At 60.4% G+C, this 22,835-nt stretch carries 23 protein-coding genes; 12 read left to right on the top strand and 11 right to left on the bottom strand.

Annotation, left to right across the window (positions count from 1 at the left end):
• The first annotated feature begins 300 nt into the window (after positions 1 to 300).
• From coxB to LJX92_RS00300, 4 genes are all read left to right on the top strand, one after another.
• A complete protein-coding gene (gene coxB / locus LJX92_RS00285) occupies positions 301 to 1,428 on the top strand; it encodes a cytochrome c oxidase subunit II (protein WP_005783424.1) in 1,128 nt (375 codons plus the stop codon).
• Between the two features lie 58 nt (positions 1,429 to 1,486).
• Positions 1,487 to 3,070 (top strand): cytochrome c oxidase subunit I, encoded by a 1,584-nt coding sequence (ctaD, locus tag LJX92_RS00290; protein WP_005783425.1) that lies wholly within the window; start codon positions 1,487 to 1,489, stop codon positions 3,068 to 3,070.
• A 63-nt stretch (positions 3,071 to 3,133) separates the two neighbouring features.
• Positions 3,134 to 3,685 carry a cytochrome c oxidase assembly protein gene (locus LJX92_RS00295; protein ID WP_078822713.1) on the top strand — a complete coding sequence of 184 codons (552 nt, stop codon included), beginning with the start codon at positions 3,134 to 3,136 and terminating at the stop codon, positions 3,683 to 3,685.
• A 35-nt stretch (positions 3,686 to 3,720) separates the two neighbouring features.
• The gene (locus LJX92_RS00300; RefSeq protein WP_005783427.1) at positions 3,721 to 4,608 is read left to right on the top strand and encodes a cytochrome c oxidase subunit 3; all 888 of its coding nucleotides are present in this window, start codon (positions 3,721 to 3,723) and stop codon (positions 4,606 to 4,608) included.
• A gap of 6 nt (positions 4,609 to 4,614) precedes the next feature.
• On the opposite strand, the gene LJX92_RS00305 is transcribed toward LJX92_RS00300, so the two are convergent.
• Positions 4,615 to 4,818 carry a twin transmembrane helix small protein gene (locus tag LJX92_RS00305; protein ID WP_032878566.1) on the bottom strand — a complete coding sequence of 68 codons (204 nt, stop codon included), beginning with the start codon at positions 4,816 to 4,818 and terminating at the stop codon, positions 4,615 to 4,617.
• A 32-nt stretch (positions 4,819 to 4,850) separates the two neighbouring features.
• Between LJX92_RS00305 and LJX92_RS00310 the strand changes: the two genes are divergently transcribed.
• Genes LJX92_RS00310 through LJX92_RS00330 form a run of 5 tightly spaced genes read left to right on the top strand, consistent with a single transcriptional unit; the run spans position 4,851 to position 8,774 of the window.
• Complete coding sequence (locus tag LJX92_RS00310) at positions 4,851 to 5,615, top strand: SURF1 family protein (RefSeq protein WP_078822714.1); 765 nt, start codon at positions 4,851 to 4,853, stop codon at positions 5,613 to 5,615.
• Positions 5,581 to 6,165, top strand: coding sequence for a hypothetical protein (locus LJX92_RS00315; RefSeq protein ID WP_005783430.1), 585 nt, complete (start codon positions 5,581 to 5,583; stop codon positions 6,163 to 6,165). Before LJX92_RS00310 ends, LJX92_RS00315 begins: the two co-directional genes overlap by 35 nt.
• Positions 6,166 to 6,175: 10 nt before the next feature.
• Complete coding sequence (locus LJX92_RS00320) at positions 6,176 to 7,255, top strand: COX15/CtaA family protein (RefSeq protein WP_228309165.1); 1,080 nt, start codon at positions 6,176 to 6,178, stop codon at positions 7,253 to 7,255.
• Positions 7,243 to 8,142 carry a heme o synthase gene (gene cyoE / locus LJX92_RS00325; RefSeq protein ID WP_005783432.1) on the top strand — a complete coding sequence of 300 codons (900 nt, stop codon included), beginning with the start codon at positions 7,243 to 7,245 and terminating at the stop codon, positions 8,140 to 8,142. The genes LJX92_RS00320 and cyoE overlap by 13 nt, the downstream gene beginning before the upstream one ends.
• Positions 8,139 to 8,774, top strand: coding sequence for an SCO family protein (locus LJX92_RS00330; protein WP_228309166.1), 636 nt, complete (start codon positions 8,139 to 8,141; stop codon positions 8,772 to 8,774). The genes cyoE and LJX92_RS00330 overlap by 4 nt, the downstream gene beginning before the upstream one ends.
• Before the next feature lie 78 nt (positions 8,775 to 8,852).
• On the opposite strand, the gene LJX92_RS00335 is transcribed toward LJX92_RS00330, so the two are convergent.
• Genes LJX92_RS00335 through LJX92_RS00345 form a run of 3 tightly spaced genes read right to left on the bottom strand, consistent with a single transcriptional unit; the run spans position 8,853 to position 11,356 of the window.
• Positions 8,853 to 9,623 (bottom strand): MetQ/NlpA family ABC transporter substrate-binding protein, encoded by a 771-nt coding sequence (locus LJX92_RS00335; RefSeq protein WP_032878561.1) that lies wholly within the window; start codon positions 9,621 to 9,623, stop codon positions 8,853 to 8,855.
• A 51-nt stretch (positions 9,624 to 9,674) separates the two neighbouring features.
• Positions 9,675 to 10,349 carry a methionine ABC transporter permease gene (locus LJX92_RS00340; RefSeq protein WP_005783435.1) on the bottom strand — a complete coding sequence of 225 codons (675 nt, stop codon included), beginning with the start codon at positions 10,347 to 10,349 and terminating at the stop codon, positions 9,675 to 9,677.
• Positions 10,349 to 11,356, bottom strand: a complete 1,008-nt coding sequence (locus LJX92_RS00345) for a methionine ABC transporter ATP-binding protein (protein WP_103734077.1) — start codon at positions 11,354 to 11,356, stop codon at positions 10,349 to 10,351. Before LJX92_RS00345 ends, LJX92_RS00340 begins: the two co-directional genes overlap by 1 nt.
• 265 nt (positions 11,357 to 11,621) lie before the next feature.
• On the opposite strand from LJX92_RS00345, the gene katE reads away from it, so the two are divergent.
• Complete coding sequence (katE, locus tag LJX92_RS00350) at positions 11,622 to 13,763, top strand: catalase HPII (protein WP_148854271.1); 2,142 nt, start codon at positions 11,622 to 11,624, stop codon at positions 13,761 to 13,763.
• Between the two features lie 100 nt (positions 13,764 to 13,863).
• Here the strand turns inward: katE and LJX92_RS00355 are convergent, their stop codons facing one another.
• From LJX92_RS00355 to zur, 4 genes are read right to left on the bottom strand one after another with little or no spacing between them, the layout of a single operon-like run.
• On the bottom strand, positions 13,864 to 14,583 hold the full coding sequence (locus LJX92_RS00355) for a PA5502 family lipoprotein (protein WP_032878557.1): 720 nt from the start codon (positions 14,581 to 14,583) through the stop codon (positions 13,864 to 13,866).
• A 37-nt stretch (positions 14,584 to 14,620) separates the two neighbouring features.
• A complete protein-coding gene (gene znuB, locus LJX92_RS00360) occupies positions 14,621 to 15,409 on the bottom strand; it encodes a zinc ABC transporter permease subunit ZnuB (protein ID WP_032878556.1) in 789 nt (262 codons plus the stop codon).
• Entirely contained in the window at positions 15,402 to 16,172 is a 771-nt protein-coding gene (znuC, locus tag LJX92_RS00365; protein ID WP_005783440.1) for a zinc ABC transporter ATP-binding protein ZnuC, read from the bottom strand. Before znuC ends, znuB begins: the two co-directional genes overlap by 8 nt.
• Positions 16,172 to 16,654 (bottom strand): zinc uptake transcriptional repressor Zur, encoded by a 483-nt coding sequence (gene zur / locus LJX92_RS00370; RefSeq protein WP_005783442.1) that lies wholly within the window; start codon positions 16,652 to 16,654, stop codon positions 16,172 to 16,174. The genes znuC and zur overlap by 1 nt, the downstream gene beginning before the upstream one ends.
• Positions 16,655 to 16,712: 58 nt before the next feature.
• Here zur and LJX92_RS00375 point away from each other — a divergent pair, with 58 nt between their 5' ends.
• Complete coding sequence (locus LJX92_RS00375; RefSeq protein WP_148854270.1) at positions 16,713 to 17,642, top strand: zinc ABC transporter substrate-binding protein; 930 nt, start codon at positions 16,713 to 16,715, stop codon at positions 17,640 to 17,642.
• A gap of 112 nt (positions 17,643 to 17,754) precedes the next feature.
• Here LJX92_RS00375 and LJX92_RS00380 read toward each other — a convergent pair whose 3' ends face one another.
• The gene (locus tag LJX92_RS00380) at positions 17,755 to 18,708 is read right to left on the bottom strand and encodes a homoserine kinase (protein WP_216090524.1); all 954 of its coding nucleotides are present in this window, start codon (positions 18,706 to 18,708) and stop codon (positions 17,755 to 17,757) included.
• A 55-nt stretch (positions 18,709 to 18,763) separates the two neighbouring features.
• Positions 18,764 to 19,054, bottom strand: coding sequence for a DUF2782 domain-containing protein (locus tag LJX92_RS00385; RefSeq protein WP_032878552.1), 291 nt, complete (start codon positions 19,052 to 19,054; stop codon positions 18,764 to 18,766).
• A 74-nt stretch (positions 19,055 to 19,128) separates the two neighbouring features.
• On the opposite strand from LJX92_RS00385, the gene polA reads away from it, so the two are divergent.
• The gene (gene polA / locus LJX92_RS00390; RefSeq protein WP_032878551.1) at positions 19,129 to 21,924 is read left to right on the top strand and encodes a DNA polymerase I; all 2,796 of its coding nucleotides are present in this window, start codon (positions 19,129 to 19,131) and stop codon (positions 21,922 to 21,924) included.
• Between the two features lie 267 nt (positions 21,925 to 22,191).
• Here the strand turns inward: polA and yihA are convergent, their stop codons facing one another.
• Complete coding sequence (gene yihA / locus LJX92_RS00395; protein WP_005783451.1) at positions 22,192 to 22,833, bottom strand: ribosome biogenesis GTP-binding protein YihA/YsxC; 642 nt, start codon at positions 22,831 to 22,833, stop codon at positions 22,192 to 22,194.
• Positions 22,834 to 22,835: the final 2 nt, after the last annotated feature.

The raw sequence follows: 22,835 nt of genomic DNA on the forward strand, positions 1-22,835 counted from the left end.
ACGCATTTGTCATAATTATTTCATGGTTATACGCAGGCGTTATATCGAAATGCCATCGTTCGTCGGATAAACGATTCCGCCGCCCATTTTACGGGGTCCGTCTGTCTGTTTCTATTCATTTGCCCCCACACATTGCGGGGTTGCTAGGGCTGTCTATACTCGATTTTGTACGCAATTAGCTGATGACGCCCAACTGCATGGCGCAGGCAAGGCTTGGCGGTTGTAAGCAGTATGGAAGCCGCTCCCTTGGCCGCAGGTGCAAACCGGCGGGATAACAAGAAACATAAAGGGGAACCCGCAATGACGCGACATCCACACGTATGGATGGGCCTCCTGTTGTGGTCGGTATTCGGCCAGGCGCACGCCGCCTGGACAACGAATATGGCGCCAGGGGCTACTGAAGTCAGTCACGCCGTGTTTGACCTGCACATGACCATTTTCTGGATCTGTGTGGTGATCGGCATCGTCGTGTTTGGCGCGATGTTCTGGTCGATGATTTTGCACCGGCGATCCACGGGCCAGGTCGCAGCCAAGTTCCACGAGAGCACCACGGTGGAAATTCTCTGGACGGTCGTGCCCCTGCTGATCCTGGTGGCCATGGCGATTCCGGCGACCAAGACCCTGATCAACATCTACGACAGCAGTGAGTCGGATATCGATATCCAGGTCACCGGCTACCAGTGGAAGTGGCACTACAAATACCTGGGCCAGGATGTGGAGTTCTTCAGCAACCTGGCCACGCCCGCCGAGCAGATTCATAACCAGGCCACCAAGGGCGAACATTACCTGTTGGAGGTCGACCAGCCGCTGGTGCTGCCGGTGGGTGCCAAGGTGCGCTTTCTGGTGACCGCCGCCGACGTGATCCACTCCTGGTGGGTGCCGGCCTTTGCGGTCAAGCGCGATGCCATCCCGGGCTTCGTCAACGAGGCTTGGACCCGTGTCGAGAAACCCGGCATCTACCGCGGCCAGTGCGCCGAACTTTGCGGCAAAGACCACGGCTTCATGCCCATCGTGGTCGAGGTCAAGTCCCGGGCCGACTACGACACCTGGCTCGGCGAGCGCAAGGAAGAAGCGGCCAAGCTCAAGGAGCTGACCTCCAAAGAGTGGACGCTGGACGAACTGGTGGCCCGTGGCGACAAGGTCTATCACACCACCTGCGTTGCCTGTCACCAGGCTGAGGGCCAAGGTTTGCCGCCGATGTTCCCGGCGCTCAAGGGCTCGAAAATCGCCACCGGCCCCGCCGCCGATCACCTGGGCATCGTCTTCCACGGTAAGCCCGGCACCGCGATGGCAGCCTTCGGCAAACAACTCTCGGAAGTGGATATCGCCGCCGTGGTGACTTACGAGCGTAACGCCTGGGGCAATAACAAAGGCGACATGGTCACGCCCAAAGACGTGCTGGCTTTGAAACAGGCCGAAAGCAAATGACTACTTTCAACGCCAATACCCTGAATCGCCCCGCTCACTCGCTTGCAGGAGAACGGCCATGAGCACTGTGATCGACCACGGTCATGCCGACCATGCCCACGGCCCCGCCAAAGGCTTGATGCGCTGGGTGCTGACCACCAACCACAAAGACATCGGCACGATGTACCTGTGGTTTGCCTTCACCATGTTCCTGCTCGGTGGCTCGTTTGCCATGGTGATCCGCGCCGAGCTGTTTCAGCCAGGCCTGCAGATCGTGCAACCGGCGTTCTTCAACCAGATGACCACCATGCACGGCCTGATCATGGTGTTCGGCGCGGTGATGCCGGCCTTCGTCGGGCTGGCCAACTGGATGATCCCGCTGATGATCGGCGCGCCGGACATGGCCCTGCCGCGCATGAACAATTTCAGCTTCTGGCTGCTGCCGGCGGCGTTCCTGCTGCTGGTCTCCACCTTGTTCAGCCCCGGTGGCGGGCCGAACTTCGGTTGGACTTTCTATGCGCCGCTTTCCACCACCTATGCGCCGGAAAGCGTGACGTTCTTTATCTTTGCCATCCACCTGATGGGCATCAGTTCGATCATGGGCGCGATCAACGTGGTCGCCACCATCCTCAATCTGCGTGCCCCCGGCATGACCTTGATGAAGATGCCGCTGTTCGTGTGGACCTGGCTGATTACTGCGTTCCTGCTGATCGCGGTGATGCCGGTGCTGGCGGGCTGCGTGACCATGATGCTGATGGATATCCACTTCGGTACCAGCTTCTTCAGCGCGGCCGGTGGCGGTGATCCGGTGCTGTTCCAGCATGTGTTCTGGTTCTTTGGCCATCCCGAGGTGTACATCATGATCCTGCCGGCGTTTGGCGCCGTCAGCTCGATCATCCCGACCTTCTCGCGCAAGCCGCTGTTTGGCTACACCTCGATGGTCTACGCCACGGCGAGCATCGCGTTCCTGTCGTTCATCGTCTGGGCGCACCACATGTTCGTGGTGGGCATTCCGCTGGTGGGTGAGTTGTTCTTCATGTATGCCACCCTGCTGATCGCCGTGCCCACGGGGGTGAAGGTATTCAACTGGGTCAGCACCATGTGGCAGGGCTCGCTGACGTTCGAGACGCCGATGCTGTTTGCGGTGGCCTTCGTGATCCTGTTCACCATTGGCGGCTTCTCCGGGCTGATGCTGGCGATTGCCCCGGCGGACTTCCAGTACCACGACACCTACTTTGTGGTGGCGCACTTCCATTACGTACTGGTGCCCGGCGCGATCTTCGGGATCTTCGCTTCGGCCTACTACTGGCTGCCGAAATGGACTGGCCACATGTACGACGAAACCCTGGGCAAGTTGCATTTCTGGCTGTCTTTCGTGGGCATGAACATGGCGTTCTTCCCCATGCACTTTGTAGGGCTGGCGGGTATGCCGCGGCGGGTGCCGGACTACAACCTGCAATTCGCCGACTTCAACATGGTTTCGTCCATTGGTGCCTTTATGTTCGGCGCCACACAGATCTTCTTCCTGTTCATTGTCATCAAGTGCATCCGTGGGGGTACGCCGGCACCGGCCAAGCCCTGGGATGGCGCCGAGGGCCTGGAATGGAGCGTGCCCTCGCCTGCGCCGTATCACACCTTCACCACCCCGCCGGAGGTCAAATGAATACCTCTGTGTGTTGCGAACGCGGTCCATGTGGGAGGGGCGCACCAGCCTTGGGTGGGTGTCATGTCTGACTCCGTGCCGATCAAACGCTTGGTCACCCGCCTGCTGATCCTGGTACTGGCGATGTTCGCCTTCGGCTTCGCGCTGGTGCCGATCTACGACGTGATGTGCAAGGCCTTCGGCATCAACGGCAAGACCGCCGGGCAGTACGAGGGCGAGCAAATGGTCGACCCCTCACGTCAGGTTCGGGTGCAGTTTCTGTCCACCAACGCCATCGACATGGTCTGGGAATTTCATTCCAAGGCCGATGAGATTGTGGTCAACCCGGGGGCGGTCAACGAGATGCTGTTCGTGGCCTACAACCCCACCAATAAGCCGATGACCGCCCAGGCGATCCCGAGTATTTCCCCGGCCGAAGCGGCCATGTATTTCCACAAGACCGAATGCTTTTGCTTCACCCAGCAAGTGCTTCAGCCGGGTGAGCGCATCGAGATGCCGGTGCGTTTTATCGTCGACCGCGCGATGCCCAAGGATGTGAAGCATTTGACCCTGGCGTACACGCTGTTCGATATCACTGCGCGCCAACCGCCCGTGGCCGCGAGGACCGGGGGCTAGCTACTGTTTGCCCCCTCAATCAGGAGAGCGAATACATGTCGACTCATGATACGTACTACGTACCAGCGCAAAGCAAATGGCCGATAATTGCCACGATTGGCCTGCTGGTCACCGTGTACGGCCTGGCGGTGTGGTTCAACGACTTGAAGGCTGCGCGCCCCGAATCCCACGGGCCGTGGATCTTTTTCGTCGGCGGCCTGTTGTTGGCCTACATGCTGTTTGGCTGGTTCGGTGCTGTGATCAAGGAAAGTCGCGACGGGCTGTACAGCGCGCAAATGGACCGCTCGTTTCGCTGGGGCATGACCTGGTTCATCTTTTCGGAGGTGATGTTCTTTATCGCGTTCTTCGGTGCGTTGTTTTATGTGCGGCACATGTCGGCGCCATGGCTGGCAGGTGAGGGCTCCAAAGGCGTTGCGCATATGCTGTGGCCGAACTTCGAGTTCGCCTGGCCCTTGCTCAATAACCCTGACCCCAAGCTCTATCCTGCGCCTGAAGGCACCATCAGCCCGTGGGGCCTGCCGTTGGTGAATACCATCCTGCTGGTGAGCTCCAGCGTGACCATCACCATCGCCCACCATGCCCTGCGTAAAGGCCATCGGGGTGCGCTGAAAATCTGGCTGGCGATCACAGTGCTGTTGGGCCTGGCGTTTCTCGGGTTCCAGGCCGAGGAGTACATCCACGCCTATAAAGAACTGGGCCTGACCCTGGGTTCAGGGGTATACGGCGCCACGTTCTTCATGCTGACGGGCTTTCACGGCGCCCACGTAACCATCGGCACCATCATTTTATTCGTGATGCTGATGCGCATCCTGCGTGGGCATTTCAACGCCGAGCACCAGTTCGGCTTCGAGGCGGCCAGTTGGTATTGGCACTTTGTGGACGTGGTGTGGATCGGGTTGTTTTTCTTTGTTTATGTGCTGTGAGGCGGATTACCAAGGCGCATGAGAGACCAGTTGGCCGCTGAAAAAGCCCCAGGCGATCAAGCCCACGGTGATCACGGCCAGTACCACACGCACGGTCAAGGCAGTGACGAGGCGGTTGGAGTTGCCCTCGTCCTTGACCAGGAAGAACAGGCCACTGAACAGGCTCACGACAGTCGCGATCAGCATCAGGGCAATGGCTGCTTTGAGCATGGTCTGGCTCCAGGGCTACAGAGGGAGGGGCGATGAGATCCAGTATAGCCAGTGCCATGCAGCGCTTTCGTCCAGGTATCGCGCCGACGCTGGTGGTGCTGGTGTTGCTGCCGCTCATGGTGAGCCTGGGGTTCTGGCAACTGTCCCGTGGGCATGAAAAACAGCTGCTGGTGGAGCGTTATGCCGAGCGCCGCGCTGCCGAGCCGATCAGCAGTGCGCAGCTCAATGATATGGCCGACCCTGCCTTTCGCCGCGTCCATCTTCGCGGGCAATTGGACGCTGCGCACAGCATATTGCTGGATAACCGTATGCGTGACGGCAAGGCAGGTGTCGAGCTGCTGCAACCCTTTCAGGACCAGGCTAGCGGCCTGTGGCTGTTGCTTAATCGCGGCTGGTTGCCGTGGCCGGACCGGCGCACGCCGCCGGCCTTCTCCACGCCTGAACAGGCATTGAATCTTGACGCCTGGGTGTACGTCGCCCCCGGCGAGACCTTCCAACTGCATGCCGACCCTGCCAGCGCGCAATGGCCACGTTTGCTCACCGCACTGCATCCCGCCGCGCTGTGGGACGAGCTGGGGCGCAGCGGCTTTGCCTACGAACTGCGTGCCGAAGCGGGCCCGGGTACGTACGAAACCACCTGGCCTATCGTTGCCATGGGCCCGGAAAAACACCTGGCCTACGCAGTGCAGTGGTTCGCCATGGCACTGGCACTGCTGGTGCTTTACCTCTACCTCGGATGGCACAACAAAAAGGAGAAGCCCCATGGGAGCGGCCATGAATCCACCCAGCACGTCTGAAACGCCGGACCGGCGCAAAGGGCGCTGGCAGCTGATTTTGATCCTCATGATGGTGATCGGTCCGATGGCGCTGGCCACCTTCATGTACAAGTTGCAGTTCTGGGTGCCGGACAGCCGCAGCTATCACGGTGAACTGATCGGCAACGGCCAGACCCGTGCCGATATCGGCGTGCAGGCCGGCGAAGGTCGGTGGCAACTGTTGGTCACCGCACCCACCGCCTGCGCCGCCGATTGCCAACAACTGGTGTACTTGGCGCGCCAACTGCAAATCAGCCTTGGCCGTGATGCGTCCCGCGCCAACCATGCCCTGGCGGCTGCGCAACCGCTGAGCACCGACTATGAGGCCAAGCTCAAGGCTGAGTACCCGCAACTGCAGCGCTACCCGCTGGATGTGTCGACCTTTGCCAGGAACGCCGCGGCGCCCGGTGAGGCTCAACTGTGGATCGTCGACCCCCACGGCAACCTGGTGCTGCGCTACGACGCCAAGGTCAAGGGCAAGGACTTGCTCAACGACCTGCGCCTGCTGCTGAAACTGTCGAACATCGGATAGGGGCACCGTCATGGCCAAGCCTGGATTTCGCCTCGCGCTGTTTGCCACCTTATTGGCGCTGATCGTCGTGCTGCTCGGTGCCTATACCCGGCTGACCCACGCCGGGCTCGGCTGCCCGGACTGGCCCGGTTGCTACGGCTTTATCAGCGTGCCGCAAAGCGAAGCCCAACTGGCCCATGCCGAACTGCATTTTCCGGATGCGCCGGTAGAGGCTGACAAGGGCTGGGCAGAAATGACCCATCGCTACTTCGCCGGCACCCTGGGGCTGCTGATCGCGCTGCTGGCGGCGCGTGCGTGGAGCCATCGACGCGATCCGGGCCAACCGGTGAAACTGCCATTGTTTGTATTGGTGGTGGTGTTCGCCCAGGCGGCTTTTGGTATGTGGACGGTGACGTTGAAGCTCTGGCCGCAGGTGGTGACGGGGCATCTGCTGGGCGGCTTTGCGACCTTGAGCCTGTTGTTTCTGCTCACTTTGCGCCTGTCCGGTGTGCTGCCTGCGTTGATTGTGCCCAGGCGCCTGCAATATTGGGCAACGGCGGGGCTGGTGCTGATAATCGGGCAGATCGCGCTGGGCGGTTGGGTCAGTTCCAACTACGCCGCCGTGGCCTGCGTCGACCTACCGACCTGTCACGGCCAATGGTGGCCGGCGGCGGATTTTGCCAATGGCTTTCACCTGACCCAGCATATCGGCCCCAATTACCTGGGCGGCCAACTTGATAGCGAGGCGCGCACGGCGATCCACCTGACCCATCGCATCGGCGCGGTACTGGTCACCTTGGTGCTATTGGGGTTGGCCTGGCAACTGCGTGCAGTGGGCATGACGCGGTTGGCGGGCTTGCTGCTGATCGCCCTGGCTGCGCAAATCTGCCTGGGTGTGAGCAATGTGGCGTTCGGCCTGCCGCTGCCGGTGGCGGTGGGTCACAACGCGGGTGGAGCGGCCTTGTTGCTGAGCCTGGTGCTGGTCAATTACCACGCCCGCACGAGCCTGGTCCGGGTTCGCGCCCCGCTGACGCTCGGTTGGCGGTTCATCCCGCGCAAACAGGTCTCAGGCCTGATCACCCTTAAAGGAGAGATGCCATGGCGACCCTGATCGGCGCAGGTCACGATCGGGCAATCTGGCGTGACTATCTGGAGCTGACCAAGCCCAAAGTGGTGGTGCTGATGCTGATCACCTCGCTGGTGGGCATGTTCCTGGCCACCCGCGCTGGCGTGCCGTGGACGGTGCTGGTGTTCGGTAACCTGGGCATTGCCCTGTGTGCAGGCGGCGCGGCGGCGGTGAACCATGTGGTTGATCGGCGGATTGATGCGCTGATGGCGCGCACCCATAAGCGGCCACTGGCTGAGGGCCGTGTATCGCCCGCTGCAGCATTGGCCTTTGCGTTGTTGCTGGCGGTGGCGGGCCTGGCGCTGCTGTTGGCGTTCACCAACCCGCTGGCGGCCTGGCTGACATTGGCGTCGCTGCTCGGGTACGCGGTGATCTACACCGGTTTTCTCAAGCGGGCGACGCCGCAAAATATCGTCATCGGTGGCCTGGCCGGCGCAGCGCCGCCGCTGCTGGGTTGGGTGGCCGTCACCGGGCATGTGAGTGCCGAACCCCTGCTGTTGGTGCTGATTATCTTCGCCTGGACCCCGCCGCACTTCTGGGCGCTGGCCATTCACCGCAAAGAGGAATACGCCAAGGCCGACATCCCCATGTTGCCGGTCACCCATGGTGAGCACTACACCAAGGTGCATATCCTGCTATATACCTTCGCCTTGCTGGCGGTGAGCCTGATGCCCTATGTCATCCATATGAGTGGCGTGCTCTACCTGGCCTGTGCCCTGGTTTTGGGCGCACGCTTTCTGCAATGGGCCTGGGTGCTGTACCGTGGCACCCAGCCGCACGCGGCGATCAACACGTTCAAGTACTCTATCTGGTACTTGCTGTTGCTGTTTATCGCCCTGCTCGTAGACCACTACTTACTGTTGAACCTATGACTCGAACTCAAAAAACCGTCTTCATCCTCGTGGCCCTGGTGGCGTTGATCATGGGCCTGACCGTCAACAAAGTGCTCTCGGGAAAAGGCCAGGGCGACCCGACCGCGCTGATCGACGCGGGCATCATCTTGCTGCCGCAAAGCCGCCAGTTGCCCGCAGTGAGCATGACCAACCAGGACGGTCAGTCGGTGCTGGCCAATGAATTGAAAGGCAAGTGGAGCCTCTTGTTCTTCGGCTACACCTTCTGCCCGGACATCTGCCCGACCACCCTCGCCCAGCTGCGCCAGATCAAGAGCGAGCTGCCCAAAGAGGCTGTGGATAAGTTGCAGGTGATTTTGGTCAGCGTCGATCCGAACCGCGATACTCCGGCCCAGCTCAAGCAGTACCTGGGTTACTTCGACCCGCAATTCCAGGGCCTGACCGGCGCGAATGTTGAGGATGTGCAGAAGGTTTCGAATGCCGTGAGCATCCCCTTCATTCCGGCAGATACCAGCAAGCCGAATTACACCGTGGACCACAGCGGCAACCTGGCGCTGATCGGCCCGGACGGTACCCAGCGTGGGTTTATCCGTGCGCCGTTGAACAACCAGAAGCTGGTAGCGCAGTTGCCAGGCTTGCTACAGCGCAAGTAGCAGGCAACACAAAGCAAATGTGGGAGGGGGCAAGCCCCCTCCCACATTTTGATCTCCGGTGTGTTGGAGATCGGGGCATCAGAACGCCGGCTTGATCGCGCCTTTGTACTTCTCTTCGATGAATTTTTTCACTTCAGGCGTGTGCAAGGCTGCAACCAGCTTCTTCACTGCGTCCGAATCCTTGTTGTCTTCGCGGGTCACCAGGATGTTCACATAAGGCGAGTCGCTGCCTTCGATGACCAGGGCGTCCTTGGATGGATCCAGCTTGGCTTCCAGGGCGTAGTTGGTGTTGATCAGCGCCAGGTCGACCTGGGTCAGCACGCGCGGCAGGGTGGCGGCTTCCAGTTCGCGGAACTTCAGGTTTTTATCGTTGCCGGTGATGTCCTTGATGGTCGACAGGATGTTGGTCGGGTCCTTCAGGGTGATCAGACCGTTCTTGGCCAGCAGCAACAGCGCACGACCGCCGTTGGTGGCGTCGTTAGGGATCACCACGTTGGCGCCGTCAGGCAGGTCGGCCAGTTTCTTGTACTTGCTGGAGTAGGCGCCCAGCGGCTCCAGGTGCACGCCGCCAACGCTCACCAGGTGAGTACCCTTGGCCTTGTTGAACTCATCCAGGTACGGCTGGTGCTGGAAGAAGTTGGCGTCCAGGCGTTTTTCAGCCACCTGCACGTTTGGCTGCACGTAATCGGTGAAAACTTTAACCTGCAAATCCACGCCTTCTTTGGCAAGGGCGGGCTTCACGAATTCGAGGATTTCCGCATGAGGCACCGGCGAGGCAGCGACCTTGATCGTCTCGGCATGGGCGGAAAACGCGGCAACGGCAGCGAAGGCAACCAGTAGTTTTTTCATCCAGCAAGCTCCTTGTTCGGGCATCTGCCGGCTGTGAGCCGGCAATGGCCGTTATTTTCGAGAAAAATGCACCACCAGCCTGTCGCCGACGGTTTGCAGAATTTGCACCAGGATCAACAGCATTACCACGGTGACTACCATCACATCGGTCTGGAAGCGCTGGTAACCAAAACGGATCGCCAGGTCACCCAGGCCACCAGCTCCGACTACACCGGCCATGGCCGTGTAGGAAACCAGTGTAATCGCCGTCACCGTAATCGCCGCAAAAATGCCGGGGCGCGCCTCGGGCAACAAGGCGTTGGTGATGATCTGGCGGGTGCTCGCACCCATGGATTGGGTGGCTTCGATGATGCCGCGGTCGACTTCGCGCAGGGCCGTTTCTACCAGCCGCGCAAAGAATGGCGTAGCACCTACGACCAGCGGCGGGATCGCGCCGGCAACGCCCAGCGATGTACCGGTGATCAGGACGGTGAACGGAATCATCACGATCAACAGAATGATGAACGGCAGCGAGCGCAGGATATTCACGATCAGCGACAGCAGCGCGTACAGGCCTTTTTGTTCGAACAGCTGGCGCGGGCTGGTCAGGAACAGCAGCACACCCAGAGGCAGGCCCAACAGCACGGTGAAGAACAGCGAGCCGAACAGCATGGTCATGGTGTCGCCGGTGGCGAGCCAGATTTCGGACCAGTCGATATTGGCAAAGAAACTCAGGAAAACGTCCATCAGCGCAGGACCTCCATGTGAACGTCGGCGGCGGTGAAGCGCGCAAACGCGGCCTCCATGTCACCGCCGGTGACGGCGAGGGTCAGTTGCCCGTAAGGGATGTCTTTGATGCGGTCGATACGACCGGCCAGGATGCTGTAGTCCACGCCTGTTTCGCGAGCGACGGTACCCAGCAATGGCGCGTAGGTCGCATCGCCCTGGAACGTCAGGCGTACGATGCGGCCCGGCACGTGGGCGAAGTCGTCGCGCTGCTCGCCTTCGTCAACCTGTTCGGCTTCCTGAACGAAACGCTTGGTGGTCGGATGCTTTGGGTGCAGGAACACATCGGCGACCGAACCTTGCTCGACGATCACGCCAGCGTCCATCACTGCAACTTGGTCACACACGCGGCGGATCACATCCATTTCATGGGTGATCAGCACGATGGTCAGGTTCAGTTCGCGGTTGATCTCGGCCAACAGTTGCAGGACTGACGCGGTGGTCTGTGGGTCGAGGGCGCTGGTGGCTTCGTCGCACAGCAGGATCTTTGGCTTGGTCGCCAGGGCGCGGGCAATACCGACGCGCTGTTTCTGACCGCCGGACAGCTGCGCCGGGTACTTCCTGGCGTGGTCCGACAGGCCGACGCGAGCAAGCAGCTCAGCCACGCGCTGGTCGATCTCCTTGCGCGACAATTCACCGGCAAGCGTCAGTGGCAGAGCGACGTTGTCGGCCACGGTCTTGGACGCCAGCAGGTTGAAGTGCTGGAAGATCATCCCGACCTGCTGACGGAAGCGGCGTAGGCCGTTGGCATCCAGGGCGGTGACTTCTTCATCGTCGACCGTGATCTGCCCGCCGCTGGGTTCTTCCAGGCGGTTGATCAGGCGCAGCAGTGTGCTTTTACCCGCACCCGAGTGGCCAATCAGGCCAAACACCTGGCCATTGGCGACGCGCAGACTGGTGGGGTGCAGTGCGGGGATATCCTTACCGGCGACGCGGTAGGTTTTATGGACGTTTTGAAACTCGATCACGTAGCGAACCTTGTGGGGCGCATTGAAAAGGGATCAGCGGTTAGCCGGGCGCGCATTTTAGCCTGTCCATCTAGTGTTTCTTAGCATTTATTTCGTATCCATCCAGCGATTTGGCAATAACGAGACCAAAGGTCATAAAAAAGGAACGGCGCAAAACCCTGTCAGTCACTACTTAAGCAATTCGATCTCCCGGGTGCCGTGCCTGGGGTTTCGCTCAAACGAGCCGGGGAACGCTCTGGCCACTTTGACTAAGGAGTTTTGACTGATGAGTACCAAGAAGCCAGCCACCCCGCCCAAGAGTGAAGTCGCGGGCACTGATACCCTGGACCGAGGCAATACCAACGCCAAATTGCAGGCGTTGGAAGAATTCCGTTCCGATGCGACCGGCCAGGCCCTGCGCACCAACCAGGGCGTGAAGATTTCCGACAACCAGAACAGCCTGAAAGTCGGCGCCCGTGGCCCTTCGCTGCTGGAAGACTTCATCATGCGTGAAAAGATCACGCACTTTGACCATGAGCGTATCCCTGAGCGCATCGTGCATGCCCGTGGTACCGGCGCCCATGGTTATTTCCAGAGCTATGGTGACCATTCGGCACTGACCAAGGCCGGTTTCCTGCGCACGCCTGAGCATAAAACGCCGGTATTCGCGCGTTTTTCCACGGTGCAGGGCCCGCGCGGTTCCGGCGACACCGTGCGCGATGTGCGCGGTTTTGCCGTGAAGTTCTTCACCGACGAAGGCAACTTCGACCTGGTGGGCAACAACATGCCGGTGTTTTTCATTCAGGATGCGATCAAGTTTCCTGACTTTGTACACGCGGTAAAACCTGAGCCGCACAACGAGATACCTACCGGCGGCTCGGCACACGACACCTTCTGGGATTTCGTGTCGTTGCAGCCGGAGTCGGCGCACATGGTGATCTGGGCCATGTCTGACCGGGCGATTCCAAAAAGCCTGCGCGCCATGCAGGGTTTTGGTGTGCACACCTTCCGCTTGATCAATACCGAAGGTAAATCCAGCTTCGTGAAATTTCACTGGCGCCCAAAAGTAGGCACGTGCTCCCTGGTATGGGACGAGGCGCAAAAGCTGGCCGGTAAGGACACGGACTATCACCGCCGTGACCTGTGGGAATCGATTGAGAGCGGCGATTACCCCGAGTGGGAACTGGGTGTGCAGATCGTGGCGGAAGAAGACGAACACAAGTTCGATTTCGACTTGCTCGACCCGACCAAAATTATCCCTGAAGAGCTGGTGCCGATCACACCGCTGGGCAAGATGGTGCTCAACCGTAACCCGGATAACTTCTTCGCTGAAGTCGAGCAGGTCGCGTTTTGCCCTGGCCATATCGTGCCGGGCATCGACTTTACCAACGACCCGCTGCTGCAAGGCCGCTTGTTTTCCTACACGGATACGCAGATCAGTCGGTTGGGCGGCCCCAACTTCCATGAGATTCCGATCAACCGCCCGGTAGTGCCTTTCCATAACGGCCAGCGCGACGCTCAACATCGCACCGTGATCGATAAAGGGCGGGCCTCGTACGAGCCGAACTCGATTGATGGTGGCTGGCCGAAAGAAACGCCTGCCGGTCCTGCCGATGGAGGTTTCGAGTCCTACTACGAGCGCGTCGATGCCAATAAAGTGCGCGAGCGCAGCGAGTCGTTCGGCGACCATTTCTCCCAGGCCACGTTGTTTTACAACAGCATGAGCCACCACGAGAAAGAGCACATCATCGCGGCCTACAGCTTCGAGTTGGGCAAGGTTGAGCGCGAGTTTATCCGGGCGCGCCAAGTCAACGAGATCCTGGCCAACATTGACCTGGAACTGGCCAAACGCGTGGCGCAGAACCTGGGCTTGCCAGCGCCGACCAAGGGCACAGTGCCCGCACGTGAAACATCGCTGAAGGAATCACCGGCATTGAGCCAGGTGAATTTGCTGTCTGGCGATATCAAGACGCGCAAAGTGGCGATTCTGGCGGCTAACGGCGTTGATGGTGCGGCAATTGATGCGCTCAAGGCAGCGCTGGAGGCAGAGGGTGCCCATGCCAAGTTGCTGGGCCCGACTTCGGCGCCTGTGACCACTGCCGATGGCAAGACGCTACCCGTAGATGCTTCGATGGAAGGCATGCCGTCCATTGCCTTCGACGCGGTGTTTATCCCGGGCGGTAAGGAGTCGGTGAAGGCGTTGAGCGGCGATGGCGTGGCGTTGCATTACGTACTGGAAGCGTACAAGCACCTCAAGGCGATTGCGGTGGCCAGTGATGTGAAACCGTTGCTGGACTTGCTGAAGCTGGAAGCGGATGCGGGGTTGATCGTGGGCGCTGATGCCAAGGCCTTCAAGGCGTTCTTTGCTGCGATTGCACAGCATCGGGTTTGGGAGCGGGAGCCGAAATCCAAGGCGATTCCGGCTTAAATTATCGGTTGTTTGTTAGATCGTCATCGCAGGCAAGCCAGCTCCCACACTTGAATGTGTTCACCCTTCAAATGTGGGAGCTGGCTTGCCTGCGATGCTTTTAGTCCGCCTTGCGCGGAATCAGCACAACCTGCGCCGGAATGTGTTTCAGGATCTGCCGGTGAATCTTCAGGTCATACCCCGAATCAATTCGTTTCACCCGTTTGGTCAGCAATGTGGCCAGCCACGGGTAATCCTGGGTGCGTGGCACCTGGATGCTGACATCGCACTGGTAATTCACCACGTCGGTGGCGATGGCATCCAACTGATGACGCATGTCTTCGACATCCGCGAGGTTCAGCGCCACGGTGGTGCTCGGCGCTGCGGGGTCGATGACCTTGGCCGCAGGCTTGGCTTCGGCGGCTTTCAACGCGGCTTCTGCCTGATCCAGTTCGGCCTTGCGCGCATGGCTGATAGCGCTGTTGACGCCACCGGTCAGTGCCGGGGCTTTTGGCATCAGCGCGCGGGCCCGGCTCAGGGCGGTGGCGGCGGCGTTGACATCGCCTTTTTGCAGCACGATCTGGCTGCGCTGCAGGTAGGCTTCGGCCAGTTGACGCTGATAGGCCTCAAGTGCGGGATCGTTGGGGGACTGGGCCTGCAACGCCGCAAGTTGGTCTTCGGCGGTTGCCAGTTCGCTGCTGGCCAGGTTTTGCTCCAGCTGCGCGATGGCCACAGCGCGTGAGTCCGGGGCCTCGGGGGCAGCGGGCGGCGTGCTTTGACAGGCACCCAGCAGCAGGGAAAATGCGGCAAGGAGCAGATAACGGGAGGTGAACGGCTTCATTCCTGCGACTCTCTATTTGCGCAAAAAGCGAGCAAGTCTACACCCCTCGACGGGGCAGGACAAAACTCAGCAGAAACAGGGCGGCCGCCGTAACCACAATCGACGGCCCGGCTGGCGTGTCCTTGAACCAGGACAGCGCCAGGCCCCCGCACACTGCACACATTCCCAAGAGGCTGGCGCCGATTGCCATCTGCTCCGGTGAGCGGGCATGACGCTGGGCGGCGGCGGCGGGAATGATCAGCAGCGACGTGATCAACAATACGCCGACTATCTTCATCGCGACAGCGATCACCACGGCGATGAGCAACATCAGGGCCATGCGCAGCCCTGCGACGGGCAAGCCTTCAACCCGGGCGAGTTCTTCATGCACGGTGATCGCCAGCATCGGGCGCCACAGGGCCACCAACAACACCAGTACGCCAGCGCTGCCGCCGAGGATCCAGGCCAGATCAGTCGGGCTGATCGCCAGCAGGTCGCCGAACAGGTAGGCCATCAGGTCGATGCGCACTTCATGCATGAAGCTCAATACCACCAGGCCCAGGGACAGGGTGCTTGGCGCGAGGATGCCCAGCAGGGTGTCGGAGGCCAGCGGCTGGCGTTGTTGCAAGGTCACCAGCAGTACCGCCAGCAGCAGGCAGCCCACGGTTACGGCGATGGTCGGGCTCACGTCCAGCAGAAAGCCCATGGCCACGCCCAGCAACGCCGCATGGGACAAGGTGTCACCGAAATAGGCCATGCGCCGCCAGACCACAAACGAGCCCAGCGGGCCCGCCACCAGTGCCAGAGCCAAGCCTGCCAGCAGGGCGTAGAGCAGAAAATCAGCCATGCTTGCAGCTATCTCCATGAACGTGGGGAGTATCGACAACGGCACCATGCAGGTCATGGGCGTGGTCGTGATGATGGTGGTAGATCGCCAGGCTCTGGGCGTTTTTGCCGAACAGTTCCACGAACGCCGGGTCGCCACTGACCTGTTCCGGGTGGCCGGAGCAGCACACATGGCGGTTGAGGCAGACCACCTGGTCGGTGGTGCTCATCACTAGGTGCAGATCATGGGAGACCATCAGCACGCCGCAGCCATGGCGGTCGCGCAGGCGGGTGATCAGGCTGTACAGCTCGGCCTGGCCGGCGACGTCGACGCCTTGTACGGGCTCATCGAGCACCAGCAACTCTGGCTCGCGCAACAAGGCGCGGGCCAGCAGCACGCGCTGCATTTCGCCGCCGGAGATGCTTTGCACCGGGCTGTCGATCACCTGCTCGGCGCCGACTTCCTTGAGCGCGGCCTGTGCACGGGCGCGGTCGACACCGGGCACCAGGCGCAGGAAGCGCAATACGGACAGCGGCAGGGTCGGGTCCACGTGCAGTTTTTGCGGCATATAGCCCACGCGCAGTTTGGGCTTGCGCCATACACTGCCGCTGTCGGGCTTGAGCAGGCCAAGCACGGCGCGCACCAAGGTGGTCTTGCCTGCGCCATTGGGGCCGATCAACGTGACGATTTGCCCCGGCTCCACGCTCAGCGCGATGTTTTCCAGCACGTTCTGTCCGGCGAACGTGACGCCGACCTGCTCCAGACGGATCAACGCGTTGCTCATCAAGCCCCCTGGCAGCCCGCGCACAGGCCGACCACTTCAACCGTTTGCCCCTCGACCTTGAAGCCGACGTCGGCAGAGCTTTGGATAATGGCGTCACTGATGCTTTTTTGTTCAAGCTCGATGGCCGCGTGGCACTCGCGACAGATCAGGAACTGGCCCTGATGCGCGTGCTCCGGGTGGTTGCAGCCGACAAACGCGTTGAGCGAGGCGATACGGTGAACCAGGCCATTTTCCAGCAGGAAATCCAGTGCGCGGTACACGGTAGGTGGTGCAGCGCGGCGGCCGTCCTGTTCGCTGAGTACGCCAAGAATGTCGTACGCGCCCAGCGGTTTGTGGCTCTGCCACACCAACTCCAGCACCCGGCGACGCAAGGCGGTCAGGCGCAAGCCCTTTTGTGCGCACAGGGTATCGGCCTCTGACAATGCGGTGTGCACGCAGTGAGAGTGGTCGTGGGGACGGCTGGCAAGCGGTGTTTTAGGCATGAGCGGCGACAGATATTTGATAGAGACGTTATTATGTTACCCGTTCCTACGCCATTGAGTGGTCATCGTGTCCCGACTTTTTCCCGTTTTTGTCGTATTTGTCACCAGTTTGTTCGTTGCGGGTGCCGCTCAGGCCGATGTGAAGGTGCTGACCAGCATCAAGCCGTTGCAGCTGATTGCCGCGGCGGTGCAGGACGGTGTGGCGGTTCCGGAGGTATTGCTGCCGCCGGGTGCGTCGCCGCATAACTTCGCATTGCGCCCATCCGACGTACGGCGCGTGCAGTCGGTGGACCTGTTGTATTGGATCGGACCGGACATGGAAACCTTTTTGCCGCGCGTGTTGAAAGGCCGTACGGCAAATACCGTGGCGGTGCAGGACCTGCCGGGGATGAAATTACGTATTTTCGGCGAAGATAGCCATTCCCACGCCGACGATGCCGACGAGCATGACCATGATCATCGACCTGGCAGCGTCGATGCGCATTTATGGTTGTCAACGGTGAACGCGCGGGTAATCGCCACGCGCATGGCTGCGGACCTCAGTGCGGCTGATCCTGCAAACGCCGAGCGTTATCAGAGCAACGCCAAAGCTTTTGGTGAGCGCCTGGATGCGTTGGATGCGCGCTTGAAAAAGCGACTGGCGAGCGTCGATGGCAAGCCTTACTTCGTATTCCATGAGGCGTTTGACTACTTCGAAGAGGCTTACGGCCTCAAGCACACCGGCGTATTCAGCGTGGCCGCCGAAGTGCAGCCAGGTGCCCAGCATGTAGCGGCGATGCGCACGCGCTTGCAGGAGGTGGGCAAGACCTGCGTGTTCAGCGAGCCGCCGTTGCGGCCGCGATTGGCCGAGACGCTGGTTGCCGGGTTGCCGGTGAAGTTGGCGGAGCTGGATGCGTTGGGTGGCTATACCCCGGCTACCGCTCAGGGTTATGAGCAGGTCCTGGAGAAGCTAGGTAATGATTTGGCTGGCTGCCTGGAGTCGCTTTAACCATCGCCGCATAACCAATGTGGGAGCGGGCTTGCCCGCGATGGCGGCGTGTCAGTCGACACCGCTATCGCAGGCAAGCCAGCTCCCACATTTTTTTGACCGAGTAGGCCTTTTAGAGCGCGAACGGCAGGTGGACACTGACCTGCTGGCGTTGCGCCAGACGGTGCTCGAACTCAGCGGGGTCGTGAATGAGAACATCCTGGCCGGCAAACGACTCCGCGGCGATCAGTCGTGACAACCAGAACCGTACGCACGCCACGCGCAGCATGGTCGGCCATAGCTCGGCTTCCTTCGCAGTAAACGGCCGCAGCCCTGCATAAGCCCCCAGCAGCGCCCGGGCGCGTTGCCCGTCGATCGCGCCATCGGCATCCGAACACCAGTCATTCAAGGCAATCGCCACGTCGTAGAGCATCGGCCCCGAGCAGGCGTTGTAGAAGTCGATCAAGCCCGTAAGGTGTGTGCCTTCGAACATCGCATTGTCGCGAAACAGATCGGCGTGAACGTTGGCCCGTGGCAGGCCGAGGATGTCAGCTTTGTGGGTTTCGATCTCGCTCAATGTGTCCTGCAGCAGGCGCTGCTGTGCGTCGTTGAGGTGTGAAATCAGCTGCGCGCCCTCACTGAGCATCCAGTCCAGCCCGCGGTCGGTCTTGCGCTCCAGCACTTTTTCGCCCTGAGTCGCCAAGTGCAGGTGGCCGAGCAGGTCGCCGACCTGGGCGCAATGTTGGGCGTTGGCGTCCTTGATGTGCTTGCCGGCCAGGCGCGGTTGCAGCAAGGCGGGTTTGCCCTTGAGTTCGCGCAAAGCGATACCGTCGGTGGTACGCAAGGCGTACGGCACCGGCAGGTCGGCGTCGTGGAGCACGTCGAGCAGTTCGATGAAGAACGGCATTTCTGCCACGGGGCCGCGCTCAACCAGGGTCAGGACAAACTCACCCTGCTCCAGGCTGATAAAGAAATTGGTGTTTTCGCTGCCAGCGGCAATCCCCTGGAAATCAAGCAGGCGGCCGAGCCCATAAGGGGCGAGAAAGGTTTCCAGCTCGGGCCGAGCCAGGGGGGTGAACACAGACATGGTTAAAACTGCCGTTACGGGCGCTGGCTTAGCAGCGCCGGTTAAAATTAAGAAATCATTTCCATTCGAAGATCTTCCATGACGGGATCAGCATATCCGGCTGGTCAGAGCGGATGAAGTTCGCATCGGTTCCGTCCGCGCGCACCAGGAAATACGGTGGAAAGCCTTTTTTTGTGATCTTGACTGCGTACAGGAAGCCGTTCTGGCGGTACTCCTGAATAGTCTTGTCGCCTTCCGTGCGAATGGTAACTTCCGGGTCTGCCGAAGGGGCATCGTCTGCCGCCATGGCAGCCATCGGAGCGAGTGCAATCAAACCGGTCAACAGCAGGCGATTGAATGTACGCATGATAACCTTGTCCCTTTGTTTTCATTGGTCCGGCTATTCTAGCGCCTGACCCGCCGAAAAGGTTGATCCTGCTCATGAGCCAAGCGCCCCTCGTCCTGGTGGACGGTTCTTCTTATCTGTACCGCGCCTTCCACGCGCTGCCACCGCTGACCACCTCCAAAGGCCTGCCGACCGGTGCGGTCAAGGGCGTGTTGAACATGCTCAAAAGCCTGCGCAAGCAGTACCCGGACAGCCCGTTCGCGGTGGTGTTCGACGCCAAGGGTGGGACCTTTCGCGATGAGATGTACGCCGAGTACAAGGCCAACCGCCCGAGTATGCCCGATGACATGCGCCTGCAAATCGAGCCGCTCCATCAAAGCGTGATCGCCCTGGGCTTCCCGTTGCTGTGCGTCGAAGGCGTCGAGGCTGACGACGTGATCGGCACCCTGGCGCGCAGCGGCGCGGCCGCCAGCCGCCCGGTGGTGATTTCGACCGGCGATAAAGACATGGCACAGCTGGTGGACGGGCACATTACCTTGGTCAACACCATGACCGGTAGCTCGATGGACGTTGAGGGCGTAAAGGAGAAATTCGGCGTCGCTCCCGAGCAGATCATCGACTATCTGGCGTTGATGGGCGATTCGTCCGACAACATCCCAGGCGTCCCGGGTATTGGGCCGAAGACCGCCTCGGGCTTGTTGGTGGGAGTGAATGGCGGCCTCAAAGAGCTTTATGAGCAGCTGGATATTGTGCCGACGCTGCCTATCCGCGGGGCCAAAACCCTGCCAGCCAAGCTTGAAGAGCACAAGGAGATGGCATTCCTGTCCTATCAGTTGGCGACGATCAAGATCGATGTGCCACTGGACGTGGGCCTGGATGACCTGCACCTGATCGAGCCGGATCGCGAAAAGCTGCTGGAGCTGTACACGCTGCTTGAGTTCAAGAGCTGGTACGACGAGATCCAGCGCGATGCCAAGCGTGTGGAGCTCAAGTCGGCGAGCGAGGTTGCACCTGCCGCCGAAACGCCGGTCGAGGCCGTTATATCGGTACCGGTAGAGGCGGTTTACACCACCGTCCTGGACCAGGCCACCTTCGACGTGTGGCTGAAAAAACTCAACGATGCGCCGTTGTTTGCCTTTGATACCGAAACCACCGGCATTGACGCTCAACAGGCGCAATTGGTTGGGGTCTCGTTTGCTGTGCAGCCCCATGAAGCCGCCTACATCCCGCTGACCCATTCCTATATCGGCGCGCCGGATCAATTGGATCGGGACACCGTGCTGCTGGCCTTGAAACCGCTGCTGGAAGACCCGACCAAACTCAAGGTTGGCCAGCACGCCAAGTTCGATATGAACATCCTCGCCAACTGCGCCATCGGTGGCGACCCTGCACAGGGCATCACTGTGCGTGGCATCGCCTTCGACACCATGCTCGAATCCTACGTGCTGAACTCCACGGCGACCCGCCATGACATGGACAGCCTGGCGAAGAAGTACCTGGACCACGACACGGTCAGCTTCCAGGACATTGCCGGCAAAGGCGCCAAGCAGCTGACGTTCGACCAGATTGCCCTTGAACAGGCAGGCCCTTACGCAGCCGAAGATGCCGATGTGACCTTGCGCCTGCATCAGGAGCTGCACGCAAAGCTGGCCGCGATCCCGAGCCTGGCCAGTGTGCTGACGGATATCGAGATGCCGTTGGTGCCGGTACTGGCACGTATCGAGCGCCAGGGCGCATTGGTGGACAAGGAGCTGCTGGGCATCCAGAGCATCGAGCTGGGTAACAAGATGGTCGAGCTGGAGCGCCAGGCCTTCGAGATCGCCGGTGAAGAATTCAACCTCGGTTCACCCAAGCAGCTTGGGGCGATTCTCTACGAGAAGCTGGGGATGCCGGTGTTGAAAAAGACCGGCAAGGGGCAGGCTTCCACCGCCGAAGAAGTGCTGGCCAAACTGGCCGAAGATGATTTTCCGTTGCCCAAGGTGCTGATGCAGTACCGCAGCATGAGCAAGCTCAAAAGTACCTACACCGACCGCCTTCCGGAGCAGATCAACCCTCGCACCGGGCGCATTCATACGTCTTACCATCAGGCGGTAGCGGCAACCGGGCGCTTGTCCTCCAGCGACCCGAACCTGCAGAACATCCCGGTGCGCACCGCCGAAGGGCGGCGGATTCGCCAGGCGTTTGTCGCGCCCAAGGGCTACAAGCTGCTGGCGGCGGACTATTCCCAGATTGAGCTGCGGATCATGGCGCACCTGTCCAAGGACGAAGGGCTGATGAACGCCTTCCGAAACGATCTGGACGTGCACACCGCCACGGCTGCCGAGGTATTCAAGGTTGAGCTGGCTGAAGTCACGTCCAACCAGCGCCGCAGTGCCAAGGCGATCAACTTCGGCCTGATCTACGGCATGGGTGCCCAGAAGCTCGGCAAGGACATCGGCGTCGATACCAAGACCGCCAAGGCCTACATCGATGTGTACTTCGCCCGCTATCCAGGTGTTCGCGAATACATGGAGCGCACGCGTGCCCAGGCAGCGGACCAAGGCTATGTGGAAACCTTCTTCGGGCGGCGCCTGTACTTGCCGGATATCAACTCCAACAAGCCTCAGGAGCGCGCTGCGGCAGAGCGCACAGCCATTAACGCGCCCATGCAGGGCACGGCGGCGGACATCATCAAGAAAGCCATGGTGCAGGTGGATAACTGGCTGACCGAGTCGGGCCTGGATGCCAAGGTAATCCTGCAAGTGCACGATGAACTGGTACTGGAGGTGCGTGAGGACCTGGTCCCACAAGTCAGCGAGAAGATTCGCGAACATATGAGTGCTGCAGCCCAGCTGGACGTACCGTTGGTGGTGGATGTGGGCGTGGGCGATAACTGGGACCAAGCGCACTGATTGCAGAGCTGCGCCAACACCGAGGTGCTGGCGCAGTGCTTTAGAGCGCAAATCGCCGTCAGTTATTTCCAATAGTTTTTTGGAGCTGCCGGAACTTAACCTGTGAACTGCCACTCAGAGTTACTGAATGGGTGGTGAAGCCCTTCAATGCTCCTATGTTGTGTTAAGTGTTGGCAGATATCTGGACCCCGCCCTAGCGGTCCGGAACTTGGACCCCGAACTTCCCTCCCCATACGAAGTCCGGGGTTTTTTTTGCCCGCAGAAAAGTTACTCGGTAGCTTCTGCGCCTTTGTCCGCCAATTCCATCCAGCCGGCCAGCACCGTGTAAGCCTCTTCCAGGCCCATGCGCTTCGGCGCCGAGAACAGCTGGATAGTGATCGTATCGCCCCAGCCTTTACGGATGTCGGACTGCACTTTGAGCAGCGTGTTCTTGGCTGCGCCGTAGGTGAGCTTGTCGGCCTTGGTCAGCAGGATGTGCATCGGCATGCCGCTGGCGACGGCCCAGTCGAGCATCAGCAGGTCGAAGTCAGTCATCGGATGGCGGATGTCCATCATCAGAATCAGACCCTTCAAACTCTCCCGGCCACCCAGGTAAGCCTCAAGGTGACGCTGCCAGTGCAGCTTCAGCGGGATAGGTACTTTTGCATAACCGTAGCCCGGCAGGTCGACCAGACGCCGATCATCGTCTAGCTTGAAGAAATTGAGCAGTTGCGTGCGACCCGGGGTTTTCGAGGTGCGCGCCAGGCTGGCGTGGGTCAGGGTGTTCAGTGCGCTGGATTTGCCAGCGTTGGAGCGGCCGGCAAAGGCGACTTCAAAGCCCTCGTCATCGGGGCATTGGTCCACTTTGGCGGCGCTGAGCATGAACGTGGACTGTTGGCACAGGCCGAGGATGGGATTCTTGAGTTGCATGA

Origin of the sequence: Pseudomonas sp. HN8-3 (assembly GCF_020790195.1) — a bacterium.
GTDB classification, from domain to species: domain Bacteria; phylum Pseudomonadota; class Gammaproteobacteria; order Pseudomonadales; family Pseudomonadaceae; genus Aquipseudomonas; species Aquipseudomonas synxantha_A.